Origin of the sequence: Ekhidna sp., from assembly GCF_965228795.1 — a bacterium.
GTDB lineage: Bacteria > Bacteroidota > Bacteroidia > Cytophagales > Cyclobacteriaceae > Ekhidna.
The window spans coordinates 3,171,461-3,189,187 of sequence record NZ_OZ245839.1; the positions used below are offsets into that span (position 1 = coordinate 3,171,461).

Consider the following 17,727-nt stretch of genomic DNA (forward strand, 5'->3'; position numbering starts at 1 on the left):
TATATTAGTGTCATTATTAATTTGTTTATATCTAATTAATTTTCAGGTATTTAAATGCACTTACATAAGTAAATAATTCTATCCATTTTGTAATTAATCGCAATCCTACCCGTAATAAAGTAGTACTTTAAATAATGCGGTAAAATTCGTAGCTTCACCTACTAAATACGACATGATGAAGGACAAACTACTCCCTACCCTAATACTTTCCCTGGCTATTATCACTGCCGGATATTTCGTTGGTCAAACGTATGTTGCCGGAAAAAAACTGGATCGGACTGTTGTGGTAAAAGGGCTCGCTGAACGTGAAGTCCAGGCAGACATTGCTACCTGGCCACTAGAGCTTACTGTATCAGGAAATGAATTAGGTGAGCTTCAAAAAACACTGGAACGACAGACAAAAATTTTACAAGACTTCTTTTCGGATCTTGAATTTACAGACGATGAACTTACTGTCGGAGCTCCTACTATTCAGGACAATCGGGCGCTATTGTATGGTGGTCAAAATGCATACAATCAGGATCGCTACATCGCCAAGGTAGATTTTAATTTGCGAACAACGAAAATTGATAAAATGAGTGAAGTCATGTACAAAGTTCCTAGTATCGTTGGACAGGGGTTAGTTATCGGTTCGAAAAACACATGGCAACCGGTGCAATACATCTACACAAAACTCAACGAAGTAAAGCCTGAGATGATTGAAGAGGCGACAAAAAATGCACGTGAAGCAGCAGAGAAATTTGCACGTGATTCAGGGTCAGAAGTTGGGAAAATCAAGTCGGCTAATCAGGGATATTTTTCCATTACTGACCTGGACCAAAATTCAGGTGTAATGAAGAAGGTTCGCATCGTTTCTACCCTGGAGTTTTACATCGAAGACTAGCACTTACAAGCTGATTCATCTCAGCTCACTCTCTGCCATACATCATATCTCAACCAGTGGATTTGATCAAATTTTATGGATCAAACTGCAATGGTATGGGAAATCAAGTTGTAAGCTCAGCTACGGATCAATCTATAAGGACATCTTTTATTAAGCATTTGCTTAATGATGTAAAATGTCTGGAAATCATGCTGGAAGAAAAAATGGTGGAGTCCGGCATTAGTCGTATCGGTGCGGAGCAGGAGCTTTGCCTGATTTCTAAAAATTACCGACCTCAAAACAACGCCGACGAAATACTAAAAGACATCAATGATCCACACTTCACAAATGAGTTAGCGCTCTACAATTTGGAGATCAACCTGGATCCACTGGTATTGAAAGATGATTGCTTTGATGAGATGGAAAAGCATCTGAGAACCTTCTTAAATAAAGCATCCACAGCGGCAGCAAAAAGAGAGGCATATGTGCTGCTCACAGGCATACTTCCGACTATTAGCAAGACTGAATTATCACTGCAATACATGACCCCCAAACCGCGCTACCGGTCACTCAATGAAATGATGCGCGGAGCAAGGGGCACAGACTTTCACCTCCACATAAAAGGGGTCGATGAGCTGTCAATCACTCACGACTCAGTTTTAATGGAAGCCTGTAATACCAGCTTTCAGATGCACCTCCAGGTAGACCCTGACGATTTCATTTCCAGTTACAACTGGGCGCAAGCTATCGCCGGGCCGGTTTTAGGTGTATGCGCTAACTCACCCCTACTGCTGGGGCGTGAACTATGGAATGAAACACGGATCGCTTTATTTCAACAAAGCATTGACACAAGGCAAGCCAGTTATGCCTTAAAAGATCAAATCTCTCGTGTCAGCTTTGGAGAGCATTGGGAGACAGGAAGTATTACGGATATCTACAAGAATGAAATCGCCCAACACAAAATTTTATTAAGCAGGGAAATACAGACAGACTCACTAAAAGAATTGAAGCAGGGAAGAATTCCCAAGCTGGAGGCACTGAATGTGCACAATGGAACCATCTATCGGTGGAACCGACCGTGCTATGGCGCTACAAAAGACAGTGCTCATCTCAGAATTGAAAACCGGTACATTCCAGCAGGACCTACTGTTATTGACCAGATGGCCAATTTCGCCTTTTGGGTTGGGCTCATGAAAGGCCGAACTGTTGCGCATAAAGAAATCCACAAACACATGGACTTTGCAGATGCAAAATCCAATTTCATCAAGGCTGCCAGAAACGGTAAAGCCTCCGTGATGACCTGGCGAGGAAGGCAAGTGTCTGTAAAAGATCTGGTCACCAGAGAGCTGCTACCAATGGCTTTTGATGGACTTTCATACATGAAGGTAAACCCTGAAACATCCGAGCGATTGTTAAACATCATAGATGCCAGAGCAGTGGGGCAAACAGGTGCACAGTGGTCGATTAGAAACTATCGCAAGCTCAAAAGCACCACACGTAAGGATGATGCCCTCCTTGCCCTTACCAAATACATGTATAGGAATCAAAAAGAAGATCAACCTATCCACGAGTGGCCGGAAATCCCGGATCATCCGCCTACACACGAGCATGCGACCCAAGTAGGTCATATAATGTCTACTCGTGTATTTACCGTTCAGGAGGATGATTTAGCTGAATTAGCCACCCAACTCATGTTGTGGAAAAACATCCATCACGTACCTGTAGAAAATGAAAAAGGGGAAATCTGTGGCTTGCTTACCTGGACGCATATGCAGCGGTTTTTCGAACGTGAGTCGAAAGACTCCATAGAAACCGTGGGGGACATCATGGCAACAGATGTATTCACGGCTTATCCTGAATTATCCATATCAGAGGCCATTCCAGTTATGAAAAAACATGAGATTGGTTGCCTTCCCGTTCTTCAGGATAAACACCTTGTAGGCATAGTTACCATAAAAGATATTCAACAATATGACACAGATCCGGTTGCATAGTCCAGCCTTAAATAGCGAAATTAAAATCAGCCGGATTATTGGTAGTTATCATGGTGATGCCGCAGGTCCCACACTCATTTTCATGGGTGGAATACATGGAAACGAGCCGGCTGGCGTATTTGCACTTCACCGTGTGATTAATCATCTAGAGCAAAACAAAATCCCCATCAATGGCAATATTTTTTGCATTGCAGGTAATCTTCAGGCATTAAAACAAGGAACCCGATTTCTTGCAGAGGATATGAATAGAATCTGGACAAAGGGACGAATCGACCTATTGCCAGAAGCACCTGAGGAAGCTGAAAATGAAGAAATTGCGGAACAGATCGAGGTGTACAACCTAATTCGGGAAATTCTAAAAACACATCCAGGTCCTTTTTACTTTTTTGATATTCATACTACCTCCAGTGAAACACTGCCCTTCTTAACAGTAAATGATAGTTTGCTCAATCGCGGATTTACTTCACAATATCCATTACCTATTATCCTGGGTATTGAAGAATACCTGAGCGGACCTATCCTGAGTTATATCAATGAATTGGGTTATGTGGCGTTTGGTTTTGAGGCCGGACAGCATGACGATTTAGGCTCTATTGAAAATGCAGAAGCATTTAGCTATTTGTCGCTTGTATTTACAGGCTTGCTCGATAGAGCGCTGATTGATTACCATCATTATTATGATCTATTAGCAAAAACCGCAGGCGATGTTAAAAGTATCTTTGAAATCTACTTTCGGTACCGAATCACACCTGAGGAAGAATTTGTCATGGAGCCTGGTTTCTTCAATTTCCAGCGAGTACGGAGAGACCAATTGGTAGCCAAAAGCAATGGAAAAGACATCCGGGCTAAAACCAATGGCCGTATTTTCCTTCCACTTTATCAAAACCAGGGAACCGATGGATTCTTTGCCATAAGAAGGATAAAACGTCTGTTTCTTAATCTTTCTACCAAAATGAGGAAGTATCAACTAGACAGAGTTTTGGTTTGGCTTCCCGGTATTAGTTGGCTGGATGATAAGAAGTCTGCGCTGGTGATCAATCGAACCATAGCCCGGTTTCTGGCTAAACAGCTCCTTCATTTACTGGGGTATCGCAGCATAGAAAAAGGCAAAGACTACCTCCTCGCGTACAACAGGGAGTCAGAGGCAAGGAATCAAGACTATCAAAAGGCTAATTGGTTCGAACATATTTATGACTCCATCTAACAATAACATACCTTGAAGACCATGCCCACCAGATCAATAATGGATGAATCACAACGAGTCTCACCCATCCTACCCACTGAGGCACACAAAGGCCATCCGATACGCAACTTCCCTGCTGAATGAAATAAATATGAGAAGTAATGAAGATAGACAGCATAATAACGATGAGGTATGCTGAAATTCTTCGAGTGGAATAAAAGAACAACCCGGTACCAAAAAGAATCTCAGCGACACCTGCCAGGTTGTTCATCTGCTCTTCAAAAACGAAATATTCAGGAATTAGGGGGTAATAAAATTCCGGATTGATGAAGTGATTAGCTCCTGCTAAAATGTAAAACACTCCTTGTATGTAAACACTAATTCGTTTTAAAGCCATCGAATATTTCTTTGCTTGTAAGCTTCTTTTAAGATTAGAAAAAATGGGATCCACCAAATAAAATCATTGGTGATAAGTGTGTAGAAAAACCCAAAAGGGACTTTACCTGCCGAAAAGTTCATTACGAAACCCAATGGTCCAAATATTTTCCCCAGAAAACCAACTGCTACTATTGGCCAGTGTACCAATGGATTCTGAGATGCCCACCAGTAACCCAGTCCATATACACCAATCACCATACCCATTCCCTGCCAGATCATGACATGTGTCGGAGGCTCCATGCCTACCAATTCAAAAAAATGATTGGGAAATAATACGACCCAAGCGCCCCACAGCAAATTGTAAATTGCTGCTAGTTTAAGGACGGCAGACATCCAATTTGTTCTCATTTGATTTAAACCCGGTAGAACCTCAATTGTTACTGATTAACGTCCGTATTTTTGATTTGAATCTACAATAAACTCATACCGGCTCTTTGAGATTTTGCCGGATTCGTAATACGCTTCTACTTCTCTCAGATCTCCTTTCTTTCCATAATCCTCTGCCTTTATGAACTTACCTGACGTATCATAGTATTTCCACTTGCCAACTCTCACCCGCCACTCGCGGTATAATCCCTCAGCTTTCAGCTGACCGTTTTCATGATATTTCTTGATCGGTCCCTCTACCTTATTCTGGATATAAGTCCCCCACTCTTCCATGTTTCCATTTTCATAGAAATTGATCCATTGGCCCTGTCCTACACCGGCTGAATACTCCTGCCACGATTTATAATTTCCATTTTCGTATTTAGCATAAAGAACACCTTCAAAAGGATCGGATTCCCCATTCTCGAAATAACGATACATGCCTTCACTACGCTTACCTATGACCTCTCCCATGGTTCGGGCGTATTGAGAAGTGTCGATTTCTGAGGGAAAATTCTGACTGTGGGCTTCTAATCCGATAAAAATAAAAAATGCAACAGATAATCTAATCATAACTTAAAGAGTTGAATACCTCTTAATAACTGAGGCTAAATCTACTTGTTCAAAGATTTTGTAAACCTTACCAGTTGGCAGGTGTTTATCGATCGTGCAATCATTACTTAATTATCAAGTACACCTTTTAAAAGAAGATGCCGACTGGATCGTTTTCCTTCACGGTGCAGGTGGGAGCATCGCCACATGGAAATATCAAATTTCTGACCTCAAACGTTCATTCAACATTCTGGCAATTGATCTAAGAGATCATGGGTTATCCAAAAACATAGAGCCCTCCTTTGACACCTATGATTTTAATATTGTCGTAGACGATGTGAAAAAGGTATTGGAAGAGGTGGGAGTTGCACGTGCACACTTTGTGACCCTTTCTTTTGGGAGTGTTTTGATGCAGGCTGTCTATGATCGAGACCCTTCGCTGGTGAAGTCCATGACCCTAATTGGAGGCATTTTTAATGCAAATTGGATGATCAAAGCATTTGTTCACTCTGCCAGATTTTTGAATCTATTCCTCCCTTATCATTGGATGTATCGTATCTTTTCATACTTATTGATGCCAAAGAAAAATCACCAGGTTGCAAGAAGGGTATATCAAAGGCAGGCCAGAAAATTGAGTCAAAGCGAGTACCTAAAGTGGCTGGGTTTATACAGTGAATTCTTTAGCCTCCTCAAGTCATTTCATCAACAAGAAATTGATATTCCTACCATTATAATTATGGGTGATGAAGATTACTTATTCTTACCAAGCGCCAAAGGGTTCGCGAAAGCACATTCGAAAGCAACACTCGTGACCATTTCCAATGCCGGTCATATTTGCAACATCGAGCGACCAAAGGAAGTAAATCAGACTATCCTTGATTTTTTAGATAGTCAAAAAGACTTAGCAGAAACACCCCCGACCAAAGAAACGTCCGTAACCAATTGAGCTTTACCAGCCCCTTGGCTGATTCAATGATCTCCTGCCCAAAACTGATCTTATTATGCAATGGCACGGCATAAAAAAACGTATTGATCCAAGCGATACCTATTAAAATTGCTGCAATCAATTTGAGGATATCAAAATCTGAGTAGAGAAAATAACCATGTGAGATCACCTGTCCCAGCATCAGGGGCATTACAATCATAGAAATGGCAGTCGTATATTTCTGGTGCCAGCTGAAGAGCTCATCCTGACCAAAATGCGTGAAACTTGGGTATACTACGAGCTGTGTCATCCAAATGAGGATCACCAAACCAAAGTCAATGAGGAGTTTTGCAAGCATTTTATACTAACCCCTAACACATGTTTATGTTGGATTAATCGATTAACTTACAAATACACCTAACTCATACATCATGAAATCACTTACCTCTGCTCTTCTCATTATTTGCGCATATAGTCTCTGCTTTGGTCAGTCTGATAAACGACTAAAAGGCTTAGACAGTGAATTAAATGAAGTACTGGAAACCTGGAAAGCTGCAGGGTTCGCAGTAGCTATCGTTGAAAAAGATAAAGTACTGTATGCAAAAGGATTTGGTTATCGTGATTATGAGAATAAAAAAGCTGCAGATGCTAATACCCTCTTTGCTATTGGATCGTGTTCTAAGTCATTTACTGCTTCATTACTGGGCATGTTGGAAAATGAAGAAAAGCTTTCACTTTCAGACAACCCCATTCAATATGTTTCTGAACTTTCTTTTTCAGATCCGATCGCCAGGCAAGGAGTCACTATTAGAGATTTAATGTCTCATCAAACAGGCCTACCACGGCATGATTTGGCCTGGTTTTTCTTCCCCACTGACTCCAAAGACAGCTTAATCATGAGAATCAAACATCATGAACCATTCGCCGAATTGAGAGAACAGTGGTATTATAACAATTTCATGTATTTGACTCAGGGAGTCATTGCAGAACGCATTACTGGAATGTCTTGGGAAGACAATATCAAAAGTAAAATATTCGACCCTCTTAAAATGGCTGATTCACGCGTTTCAAGTTTTGAAGCTGAAGAATCTTCCAATGCAGCCAAAGGATACCAACTCAATGACAATAAGGAAATCGAGTATATGGAGTATTACCGCATTTCCGGAATGGCTCCTGCTGGCAGTATATACAGCAGTGTCAATGATATGACTAAATGGCTAAAAGTATGGATCAATGGAGGTAAAAACGGAGAAGATGAGTTTCTTCCTGCCTCCTATGTTAGACAAGCGATTAGTTCTCAGGCAATCGCTCGGTCGGCTTTACCTAATCAAGATCGCCCGGGATTACATTTTGCTAATTACGGCTATGCTTGGGGATTGTCTTCCTACAAGGGACACTATCGGGTAGAACATGGAGGGAATATCAATGGATTTTCAGCCAGTACCAGTTTCTTCCCCACGGATTCGGTAGGTATTGTAGTATTGGCTAATCAGAATGGATCCAGCGTTCCTGCAGTGGTTAGAAATATTATTGCAGACCGGTTATTAAAAGTAGAAAAAACTGATTGGAATCAGGATCTTTATAAAGAGCGCTTTGGTGATGAAGAGGATGAGGAAGAAGATGACGATACTTCTACAGATGAAGCTCGCGTAAGCGGTACCAGACCGTCACATGCATTGGAGCAGTTTACCGGTACGTACTCAAATCCAGGATACGGATCATTTAAAATATACACTGAAAATGATTCGCTTTTTGCTCAATTCAAGCGCATAAAACTGTACCTGGATCATTATCATTACAATGTATTTTCACTACTAGAAGTAAAAGAAGATGGCATTGATTCACTTAGTTTTAGTGGTGTTCCTAAATTCAATTTCCGAATCAATGATATAGGTGAAATCAATGAACTGTCCTGGCAAATAGAACCCGCCATTAAAGATCCTATTGCTTTTACGCGAACTCCGGACGAATTAGAATTAAGCGAAGAAGAACTTCAAAAATATATTGGGACATATATGCTGGGACAGATGGAGTCAAAAGTGACCGTTAAATATGGGACACTTTATTGGTTTGTTCCCGGGCAGAAAGATTATGAATTAGCTGGAATTGCGACTGATGTATTTCGAATTACTGATCTACAGGGATTTAAAGTTCGATTTGTTGTGGATGAAAATGGAGTTGTTACCGGATTGAAGTCCATACAGCCAAATGGAACGTTCGAGGCAGAAAAGAAGGATGAGTAATGAGCTCATTTAAAACTTTAGTCTCCCAAACAAATTCGGAAGGAATTTTAATGATTTGAGCTACAACTCAAAATTTAAAATCATAAGCTTATTACCAATTATTAGTTGCACTTTAGCCTTCTAAACAACAATGACATGGGTAAAGGCCAAGACGCTAAAAAAGCGGTAAAAAAAGAACCGCTAAAGACAGCCAAGGAGAAAAAAGCTGAAAAAAAAGCAAAAAAGAATAAATATTGATTTGGAGGTAGGGCTAACTAACTAGCTCTATCCTCAATCCCACTCCCAGCATCTTTTCCCCATTCACCCATTTGGCGGTGACATGAATCTCTGTTTGGTTATCCAATGCCGGCTTAATGGTTTCTGCCATCTCTTTATTCAGATAGCCAATTTGGTGGCCATGCTTTGAAAGGACTTTCACCGCATTGGGGTCATAAGGATTGTCGGGTTCTGCCTCCACTTTTAGTTTATCATCTTCTTCGACCTCTCGTCTGATGATCTCCTGCCTGGATGATCCATCTGCATTATCTTTAGACACACCAACAACTTTGGTTTCATAAACAAATACGGAAGGAATCTTAATGATTTTAGCCACAACTCAAATTTAAAACTCATGCGCATCATTTCAATAGTATTGGTATTTCTCGTAATCTCCACTTCTGCTCAGGACATCAACAAGCTGGCTGATGAACACATCCAAGAAAATGGAGTCCAGATCATTCAGGACTTCAAAACGCTTCTATCCATGCCCAATGTGGCTTTCGACCTACCTAACATCAATAAAAATGCTGCTCACATCATAAAAGAGCTCAACAAACGAAACGTGGAAACGAAACTGCTCCGCATGGTAGGAACTCCTCCTATCGTTTATGGATACTACCCTGTCAAAGGTGCCAAACGAACACTCGCTTTTTATGTGCACTATGACGGTCAACCGGTAGATAAATCCAAATGGACCAATGACCCATGGGAGCCTGTCTACTATTCGGATGCCATGCTTAATGGTGGCGAGCCCATGGGTTTCCCTACAAAAACAGAAGATATTGAAGAAAACCATCGAATCTACGCCAGATCTGCAGGAGACGATAAAGCACCGATCATAACGATACTTACCGCATTGGATATGATCAAGGCAAATAAGCTAAAAGTTAGCTCCAATTTAGTCTTCTTCTTTGAAGGACAGGAAGAAGCAGGATCAGATCAGCTGCATCAGTATCTGAATGACAACCGTGAATTAGTGGACGAAATAGACTTGTGGCTGTTTTGTGACGGACCGGTTCATCAGTCCAGAAAGCCTCAACTCGTTTTTGGCGTACGAGGCGTAACCGGGATGGAAATTACCACCTATGGCCCCAACCGACCGCTGCATAGCGGGCATTATGGAAACTGGGCGCCTGTTCCTGGACAACTGCTCTCAGAACTTATCGCCAGCATGAAAGATGCTGAGGGCAATGTGATCATTGATGGGTATTATGACGATGTGGAACCACTGAGTGAATTGGAGAAAGAAGCCCTGGCCAACATCCCACCGATTGATGAGGAGCTTAAGAAAGAACTGGGAATCAATGATCCGGAAGGAACAGATTCATATAACGAGCGATTGCTACTTCCATCATTAACCATCAAAGGGCTGAGTAGTGGAAATACCGGGAAGCTCGCAAGAAATGTGGTGCCTGCCACCGCCACAGCAGCTATTGGCATGCGGCTGGTAAAAGGATGTGATCCTGAGAAACAACAAGATTTGATTGAAGCGCACATCCGTAAGCAGGGATTTCACATCGTGCGAGAGGATCCTGATCAAGAAACTCGTCTGAAATACCCTAAGATTGCGAAAGTGACTCGCTCCAGTGGCTACCCGGCTGCAAGAACCTCCATGGACTTGCCGATCATCCAGAATGTAATTGAGCGATCAAGAGATGTAGCCGGTGAAGACTTGATTTTACTTCCGACTTTGGGCGGGTCGCTCCCATTATACCTTTTCACTGATGAATTAGAAAAGCCGGCAATCATTCTTCCTATTGCCAATCATGACAACAACCAACATGCAGCTGATGAGAACTTACGGATTGGAAACCTGTGGTACGGCATTAAGCTGATGAGTGCGTTAATGACGATGGACTAAAATTCCGGTCCTGTGCCGGCATTTTTGATCCCTATTAAGAGATGCTTCGTTCCTCAGCATGACAGAAATTATATATTCATTACTCACTATAAGTGTGTCATACTGTGCGCAGCGAAGGATCTATTCCGCTCTTACAAGTCTGCACGATGAAGATGCTAAAATAAATTCAGGATGACTTACTAAGGGAGATTGGACACAGCGACTATATTTGACAAAAAATTTAACGCATGTACAATTTCCTGCTTCACGCACACTCCGGATTAAGATACCTCGTACTTCTAGCGGCTGTAGTCGTAGTAATTAAATCACTCATCGGATGGTTTGGTGGTGGTGCTTATACCAAGTTTGATAAAATATTGGCACCAGCCTATGTTGGACTCATGCACCTTCAATTATTGATTGGGCTCATCCTTTATTTTATCTACAGCCCATTTGTGACCTATAATATGGGTGACAAAGTGAGCCGGTACTGGTCTGTGGAGCACATTGCACTCATGATTTTTGCTGTTGCAGCTGCCCAGATTGGACGATCCATAAGTAAAAAATCCGGAGATGCACAGGTGAAGTTCCGTTTCCAAACGATCTTCTTCGGACTTTCTATCCTGCTTGTATTGGTAGGTTTGGCTACTATGCCGGGGAGAGGAATATTGTAAAAGATACGAGTTTCGAGTTTGAGTTACGAGCTACTAGCAACTCGAAACTTCTAACTCGCTACTAGAAATCGATAGATTTCCTCCCACCCCTTCGGTTTCATCTCTGCCGCTGTTTCATTATCCGAATAAGCGGAAGTAAGATAGATCGCCTTGCAGCCCAGATTACGAGCGAGCTGAACATCCGTGGCACGGTCACCGATGACATAAGAGTTCTCCAGATCATAGTCCCCTGTCATGTACTCGGTGAGCATGCCCGTCCCCGGCTTTCGGTTAGGGTGATTGTCTTTCTCGTAGTGCTCATCGATGTGGACCGCATCAAAGTGGATGCCTTCCGTTTCCAGCAGCCGCATGATGAAGTTGTGTACCGGCCAGAACTCATGATCCGGAAATGCATCAGTACCTAATCCGTCCTGATTGGTGACCATCACAAATTTGTAGTTCGTTTCCTCTTTGATCTTCTTCAGGTAGTACAAGGCTTCCGGCAGGAAGTCCAGCTTTTCGATGGTCTCAATTTTCTCATCATCCGTCTCCTGGATGAGGGTGCCGTCACGGTCGATGAATAAGATGGGTTGCATATTGTGCGAAGATAAGATGAGCTTTGGTTATTTAGACAAAACAGTATTTTTGAAAGAATCATTTAATTTTAACGAGTGCGTGTTACATCCGGCTCTCAGTGAGTTAGGAGTAATACGTATAAAAAAGATTTAGACAAATAACGCGAATTGGTTCGCGTTACATTGATGTTAGCTGTTATTTATCACCCTGATGAAAAGAACTGCCTTTAAGATATTTCACAGCTCAGAATTCTTACAATACGAAGGTTCTCTGAAACACCTTTTTCTGTCTTTGACGAACTAATTGTCGATGATTCTATTCACTTCCATGAGGAAAGAATGGCCAGAGCTCATGGTTACGATTTTAACAGGTGGGATGAACTTCAATTCAATCTAACTCAGATTGAATACCTTCAAGAACTTGGTTTTTTCAAAAGAGAAGTTTTGCTGAGAACAAAAAATTATGATCGAACAGTAAAATCATTAAACCTATCTGCGAACTTCCAAGAGAAATTCGAAGAGGTAATTAGATGGGACGAGCATGGGATAGTTTATCTTGATAAGCTCCCAAACGTCATGACCGAAAGTCCAGTAAGTTGGAATCAAGAGTTTTGTGATGTTTGTACGAGAGTATGTTCCCAACTTTTGAATAATGAAAATCAAACAGTTACTCCGATTTTGGGATCAATTCCATCTAAATCATCATATTTTGACGGACGCCAATCAGAAGTACTCAACATAATACTAAAGCAATTTCCTGAACCCGACAGCTCTGTAAGTTGGGAACAATTAATTGATTTCAAGAAAGATGATGACTCACAAATCAAACTTCAAAGGCTTAGAAACTGGGTATCCAAAATCAGCAAAACAGAATTGAATATATCTGAAATTGAAGACGAACTTGAATACCTTATCAAAGAATATGAGTACCAGATGAAACTGCATAAAATGAAGTATTCTTACAAGAATCTAGAAGTAGTTATAACCGGAATTGCTGAATTTATTGAACATCTTGCTACGATCAAATTCGGAAAACTAGCCAAATCCTTTTTCGAATTTAGAAACCGGAAAATTGATCTTTTAATTACAGAATCGAATATCCCAGGAAAAGAAATCGGCTACTTAAGCAAGGTCAACGATCAAATAGCTAAGAAAACAAACAGCTAACAGTATGAATGAAGGCATGGGCTAAAGTGCTTTATTTAGCCTCGGTTCGTGTCCACACGAACTGAAAACTGATTTTGGTTTGTGAAAACACAAACCATGGCACAGAATTCATTTCAGGGTCTTCAAGGTTTGGTTAGGGAATATCAATAACATGGATGCTGAACCAAGTTCAGCATGACTTTACATGTTTACTCCCTCTGCATACCTCTAAACTTCCCGTACCTCCCCAGACCCCTCCTCTAGTCCTTGTTACTCTTATGGTTAAAAGGGATCTTTTGGAGGAGTGACTCTCAACACAAGAAAGTCACCCTGAATTCATTTCAGGGTCTTCAAGGTTTGTTTATGGATATAACATAACAAAGATGCTGAACCAAGTTCAGCATGACTTTACATGTTTACTCCATCGGCATACCTCTAAACTTCCCGTACCTCCCCAGACCCCTCCTCTAGTCCTCGTTACTCTTATGGTTAAAAGGGATCTTTTGGAGGAGTGACTCTCAACACTAGAAAGTCACCCTGAATTTATTTCAGGGTCTTCAAGGTTTGGTTAGGGAATATCAATAACATAGATGCTGAACCAAGTTCAGCATGACTTTACATGTTTACTCCCTCGCATACCTCTAAACTTCCCGTACCTCCCCGGACCCCTCCTCTAGTCCTCGTTACTCTTATGGTTAAGAGGGATCTTTTGGAGGAGTGACTCTCAACACTAGAAAGTCACCCTGAATTCATTTCAGGGTCTTCAAGGTTTGGTTAGGGAAAATCAATAACATAGATGCTGAACCAAGTTCAGCATGACTTTACATGTTTACTCCCTCGCATACCTCTAAACTTCCCGTACCTCCCCAGACTTTAAATAAAGGAGATACTCCTCTCGTCCTCGTTTGTAACCGGGTCGCGCAGATGAGGAGGTCTAAACTACATGCATTTATAATACCCACTTTACAATTTCAACATGCCCGGTGGCCGTTATTTTTAGGTAAAAGAAAGAAGTTAAACCGTTATTAACATTTTCCTCTAATTATTCGTTGGAATGATCGATAGGGGTATTATGTCATAGATATATTCTTTATAATAGTATGAGCTTGTGATTTTGTTACTCACTTTGATTTAAAAATAATAGATGTTTCAATCGTTAAGTACCACATGGGACAAGATATCGCATATCGGCACTGACGGTGAGCTACATGTGAGCAAGAATCGAAGCATCATTCTTACCAATCAATCGGTATTCTTCCTCTTTTGTATTTTGCTGGGCCTTTTCTTTTTCAATTTCTCCATTAATGGGTGGAGTAATTTCAACCGGTTATTGCTTTACGGTAACTTATTTGCAATCACCTTTATCTTTTCACTCAATCATCTAGGACAAGCAAACATTAGCCGGGTATTCTTGTGCTGGATGTGCTCCGTCTATCCATTTTATGCTTCGATATCAGTTAAGTTAAATGGTGTCGCAGAAATAGAAGAAGCCATGTATTTCATGCCCCGACTTTTTATCCTCACTACTGCCATTATTCCGGTACTCGTATTTAGCTTCCAAGAAAAGTTGTTGATTGGAATTTCCTTGCTGGGAAGTTTGATACCCATTGTCTTCTTTGATCGAATTCATGAAATTTTTGGTGTGGGCTATTACGATTTAGGGTTTACAGGAGCATCTTATCCCAGATTAAATGCCATAACCATTGCATCATACACCATCATATTAGTGGTTTCTTTCTTTTTCAAAAGTATCAATGAGCGATTTGCTAATAAAAACCTACGACTGATTGATTCCCTCGAGCGTAAGAATCTGGAATTGACAAACAAGAATCAACAAATTGAAGAACAATCAAAGGAGCTGGAAGTCGCTAACTATGAAATCAGACTGATCAATTCTAATCTGGAAAAAGTAGTAAATAAGCGAACAAAAAAAATTCTGGATCAGGCCACTCAATTCCAAATTTTCTCTTTCAAGAATTCTCACGAATTACGAGCTCCCCTCACCAATGTTATGGGCGTATTGGAGCTTTTGAAAGATGCCAAATCCCAACAAGAAATGCGACAACTACTCGATCTTTTAAATGAATCATGTAAAAATCTTGATGAGGTAGTTCATGATATCAATAGAATCCTCAACGAGTCTGTGGTTGATTTTGAGAAAGAGCTAAAGAAGTAAATTGATTCCAGCCTCGGTTCCTGTCCACACGAACCACAAACTGATTTTGGTTTGTGAGACATAATCCATGGCACAGCGATAGTCTAATATAAGACTGAATTCCTCGGGTTAATCTAGCGCTTCATCTAAATCCAAAATTTGAAGAACTCGATAAGACTATTTTCGGGCATTCTTAACAATAAGAATAGCTTAACAACCAAATAGTAAAAACTAAAACATGATTAAAAACAAATTTATTTACCACCTGATCCTAGTATTGTTTGCCAGCAGCATGATCAGCTGTGATTTGCTTAATGACTTAGACGAGGAGGAATTAGTTGTAGATGAAACACCAATCCCAGATCCGGAACCTACAATCACAGATGATTATAAGGTGGAATTAATGAAGAAGTATGCGCCGTATACATATATGGATAAAGACGAGTCTTATTTTCCTTCTTCACTTGATTATGCATTTCCACATTTCAAGAGATACTTAAATGAAGACAATGGCTTATATTCTTTGACTACCATTGAGCCACTTCAAACCGGAAATGATATATTGGATTTTTTCCATGGAGAAATGAGTACCGCGAAAGTGTATGTATTTTGGATTGCAAAAGACGAATCAAAGTATCAGATCACTCACTTCTACTTCTACCCATACAATGAAGCAACCGGAAATATCGTCCAAAACCACGTGGGAGACTGGGAGCACGCTTCGGTTCGTCTGCGTTGGATAGACAAAGGAAATGAAGATTGGGTACTTGAGCCGTATCAAATGTATTTGGCTACTCACAGTACAGGAACCACCAAAGCATGGGAGGACGTTGAAAAAATCGGTGACCAACCAGTTGTCTTTTCTGCACAAGGCTCACATGGCATGTACTTTACTGAAGGACAACATGAAATCGATATTACCTCTAAAGGCGAAGTTCTTGATGTAGCGGAAAATGGAAGAATTGTGGCATTTGACTACTCAAGCAAGAAGGGATTGAATGGAAGTGACTGGCCCAAGTGGATGAGTAAAGATTTCAGCAACGCCGGATCGAATCCAATAGATAATCCCCTTAGCGGTCCTATTTATAGGTTTGGTAATCAAAAAATGGATTGTCAGGGCACAGTAGGTGGTGAAGAAATTTGTACACTTTCTGATGGACCGACAGGGCCTATAAATAAACCAGTCTGGGATCCGAGTACTTACGAAAAATAACGCTCAAAATTTCTAATCGAATATTAAAAACCGTGAAGTGTTCCTTCATGGTTTTTTTATTTTCGAAATATTGTTACTAAAAACATACCCATCGCTTGTATAGCTAGCGATGACAGAGAAACTCAAAAGCTTATCATCTCTTAACTTCGCGTATTAGCTATAAAAACTCACGCTTTGCAAAAAGTTACAACAGCACAAGCTTCTAAAGCCATTCAAATCCTCACTGAATCCTTCCAAACAAACCCCAGCGCTTTGTGGGTAATCAAACAGGATGAGAAAGTGCAGGAACGATTAAGGGCACTCATTGAATATGCCGTAAAGACCGGACTGGAAAATGATGGAGTTTTTCTTTCCGACGATGAAAGTGCTGCAGCAATCTGTTTCAAAGAACCGACAAGAACCTCCCTCTCCTCCTACTGGAACCAGCTACAACTCATTCGAAAAGCCATCGGGTTTTCCCGTGTGCCTCATGTCCTTCAGCGCGAAGGGTATTTGAAAAAGCACCGACTGAAAGAACCTCACCTCAACTTCTGGTTCCTCGGTGTAGACCCGATCCGCAAAGGAGGGAATGGCGTGCATGACCTGAAGCATGGAATTCTCAAATTATCTAGCGAGCAAAACCTTCCTATTCTAATAGAAACCTCAGTAGCACGTAATAAAAACGTGTATGAACGTTACGGATTTCGCGTTTATCATACGTGGAAACCATCCACGGCATACACGCTTTGGTTCATGAAAAGGAATCCTTAACCATTATATTCAAGTATGAAAATCAAACTGATACAAGAGGACATCACCAAACTTAGAGTAGATGCAATTGTCAATGCGGCTAATAGTTCACTACTTGGAGGTGGTGGTGTAGATGGTGCCATCCATCGGGCAGGTGGATTCGCTATTTTAGAGGAATGCAAAGAAATTGGCGGTTGTGAAACAGGACAGGCAGTCATTACTACTGGAGGTAATCTACCAGCTAAATACGTGATTCATACAGTTGGCCCTGTTTGGAAGGATGGTAATTCAAACGAAGAAGAACTGCTTCGCTCCTGCTACATTCAATCACTCATCGCCGCTGCAGATCATGACGTTAAGACAATCGCTTTTCCTAACATCAGCACAGGTATTTACGGTTTCCCGAAGGAACGGGCAGCAGAAATTGCCATTGAGAATGTCAGCTCTTTTTCCTCACACGTGATCCAAGAAGTAACCTTTGTCTGCTTTGAAGATGAAAACTTCCACTTATATAAAAACCTCCTCAATAAGTGACCCAATAGGAATAAATACCATATTCCGACTTATCTTTCATTCTACATTCACCACTATATAG

The 17,727-nt window shown here is 41.0% G+C and carries 18 protein-coding genes; 12 read left to right on the forward strand and 6 right to left on the reverse strand.

Annotated elements, in window-relative coordinates; all coding sequences use genetic code 11:
• The first annotated feature begins 175 nt into the window (after positions 1–175).
• From ACQK2H_RS14285 to ACQK2H_RS14295, 3 genes are all read left to right on the forward strand, one after another.
• Positions 176–883, forward strand: a complete 708-nt coding sequence (locus tag ACQK2H_RS14285) for an SIMPL domain-containing protein (protein WP_425392049.1) — start codon at positions 176–178, stop codon at positions 881–883.
• Positions 884–978: 95 nt separating this feature from the next.
• Complete coding sequence (locus tag ACQK2H_RS14290; RefSeq protein ID WP_425392050.1) at positions 979–2,856, forward strand: CBS domain-containing protein; 1,878 nt, start codon at positions 979–981, stop codon at positions 2,854–2,856.
• The gene (locus ACQK2H_RS14295) at positions 2,834–4,060 is read left to right on the forward strand and encodes a succinylglutamate desuccinylase/aspartoacylase family protein (RefSeq protein ID WP_425392051.1); all 1,227 of its coding nucleotides are present in this window, start codon (positions 2,834–2,836) and stop codon (positions 4,058–4,060) included. The genes ACQK2H_RS14290 and ACQK2H_RS14295 overlap by 23 nt, the downstream gene beginning before the upstream one ends.
• On the opposite strand, the gene ACQK2H_RS14300 is transcribed toward ACQK2H_RS14295, so the two are convergent.
• Genes ACQK2H_RS14300 through ACQK2H_RS14310 form a run of 3 tightly spaced genes read right to left on the reverse strand, consistent with a single transcriptional unit; the run spans position 4,026 to position 5,416 of the window.
• On the reverse strand, positions 4,026–4,436 hold the full coding sequence (locus tag ACQK2H_RS14300) for a DoxX family protein (protein WP_425392052.1): 411 nt from the start codon (positions 4,434–4,436) through the stop codon (positions 4,026–4,028). The two genes, ACQK2H_RS14295 and ACQK2H_RS14300, sit on opposite strands and share 35 nt — an antisense overlap.
• Positions 4,427–4,825 carry an alkyl hydroperoxide reductase gene (locus ACQK2H_RS14305; RefSeq protein ID WP_425392053.1) on the reverse strand — a complete coding sequence of 133 codons (399 nt, stop codon included), beginning with the start codon at positions 4,823–4,825 and terminating at the stop codon, positions 4,427–4,429. Before ACQK2H_RS14305 ends, ACQK2H_RS14300 begins: the two co-directional genes overlap by 10 nt.
• A 36-nt stretch (positions 4,826–4,861) precedes the next feature.
• Entirely contained in the window at positions 4,862–5,416 is a 555-nt protein-coding gene (locus ACQK2H_RS14310; protein WP_425392054.1) for a toxin-antitoxin system YwqK family antitoxin, read from the reverse strand.
• Positions 5,417–5,510: 94 nt separating this feature from the next.
• On the opposite strand from ACQK2H_RS14310, the gene ACQK2H_RS14315 reads away from it, so the two are divergent.
• A complete protein-coding gene (locus ACQK2H_RS14315; RefSeq protein WP_425392055.1) occupies positions 5,511–6,341 on the forward strand; it encodes an alpha/beta fold hydrolase in 831 nt (276 codons plus the stop codon).
• Here ACQK2H_RS14315 and ACQK2H_RS14320 read toward each other — a convergent pair.
• Entirely contained in the window at positions 6,265–6,678 is a 414-nt protein-coding gene (locus ACQK2H_RS14320) for a hypothetical protein (protein WP_425392056.1), read from the reverse strand. The two genes, ACQK2H_RS14315 and ACQK2H_RS14320, sit on opposite strands and share 77 nt — an antisense overlap.
• Before the next feature lie 73 nt (positions 6,679–6,751).
• Here ACQK2H_RS14320 and ACQK2H_RS14325 point away from each other — a divergent pair, with 73 nt between their 5' ends.
• Positions 6,752–8,563, forward strand: a complete 1,812-nt coding sequence (locus ACQK2H_RS14325; protein WP_425392057.1) for a serine hydrolase — start codon at positions 6,752–6,754, stop codon at positions 8,561–8,563.
• Between the two features lie 250 nt (positions 8,564–8,813).
• Here ACQK2H_RS14325 and ACQK2H_RS14330 read toward each other — a convergent pair whose 3' ends face one another.
• Positions 8,814–9,155, reverse strand: a complete 342-nt coding sequence (locus tag ACQK2H_RS14330; RefSeq protein WP_425392058.1) for an HIRAN domain-containing protein — start codon at positions 9,153–9,155, stop codon at positions 8,814–8,816.
• Positions 9,156–9,173: 18 nt separating this feature from the next.
• On the opposite strand from ACQK2H_RS14330, the gene ACQK2H_RS14335 reads away from it, so the two are divergent.
• On the forward strand, positions 9,174–10,682 hold the full coding sequence (locus ACQK2H_RS14335; protein WP_425392059.1) for a M20/M25/M40 family metallo-hydrolase: 1,509 nt from the start codon (positions 9,174–9,176) through the stop codon (positions 10,680–10,682).
• A 227-nt stretch (positions 10,683–10,909) separates the two neighbouring features.
• Positions 10,910–11,335 (forward strand): hypothetical protein, encoded by a 426-nt coding sequence (locus tag ACQK2H_RS14340; RefSeq protein WP_425392060.1) that lies wholly within the window; start codon positions 10,910–10,912, stop codon positions 11,333–11,335.
• 50 nt (positions 11,336–11,385) lie between these two features.
• Here ACQK2H_RS14340 and hisB read toward each other — a convergent pair whose 3' ends face one another.
• A complete protein-coding gene (gene hisB, locus ACQK2H_RS14345; RefSeq protein ID WP_425392061.1) occupies positions 11,386–11,910 on the reverse strand; it encodes a histidinol-phosphatase in 525 nt (174 codons plus the stop codon).
• A gap of 318 nt (positions 11,911–12,228) precedes the next feature.
• On the opposite strand from hisB, the gene ACQK2H_RS14350 reads away from it, so the two are divergent.
• The 5 genes from ACQK2H_RS14350 to ACQK2H_RS14370 all read left to right on the forward strand — a co-directional run bounded on the left by ACQK2H_RS14350 (position 12,229) and on the right by ACQK2H_RS14370 (position 17,666).
• Positions 12,229–13,056: a hypothetical protein gene (locus ACQK2H_RS14350; RefSeq protein WP_425392062.1), complete on the forward strand. Its 828-nt coding sequence runs from the start codon at positions 12,229–12,231 to the stop codon at positions 13,054–13,056.
• Between the two features lie 1,123 nt (positions 13,057–14,179).
• Positions 14,180–15,211 (forward strand): histidine kinase dimerization/phospho-acceptor domain-containing protein, encoded by a 1,032-nt coding sequence (locus ACQK2H_RS14355; protein WP_425392063.1) that lies wholly within the window; start codon positions 14,180–14,182, stop codon positions 15,209–15,211.
• A 217-nt stretch (positions 15,212–15,428) separates the two neighbouring features.
• Positions 15,429–16,403 carry a Vps62-related protein gene (locus tag ACQK2H_RS14360; RefSeq protein WP_425392064.1) on the forward strand — a complete coding sequence of 325 codons (975 nt, stop codon included), beginning with the start codon at positions 15,429–15,431 and terminating at the stop codon, positions 16,401–16,403.
• 174 nt (positions 16,404–16,577) lie between these two features.
• A complete protein-coding gene (locus ACQK2H_RS14365; RefSeq protein ID WP_425392065.1) occupies positions 16,578–17,153 on the forward strand; it encodes a hypothetical protein in 576 nt (191 codons plus the stop codon).
• Between the two features lie 15 nt (positions 17,154–17,168).
• Positions 17,169–17,666 carry an O-acetyl-ADP-ribose deacetylase gene (locus tag ACQK2H_RS14370; RefSeq protein ID WP_425392066.1) on the forward strand — a complete coding sequence of 166 codons (498 nt, stop codon included), beginning with the start codon at positions 17,169–17,171 and terminating at the stop codon, positions 17,664–17,666.
• Positions 17,667–17,727 lie beyond the last annotated feature (61 nt).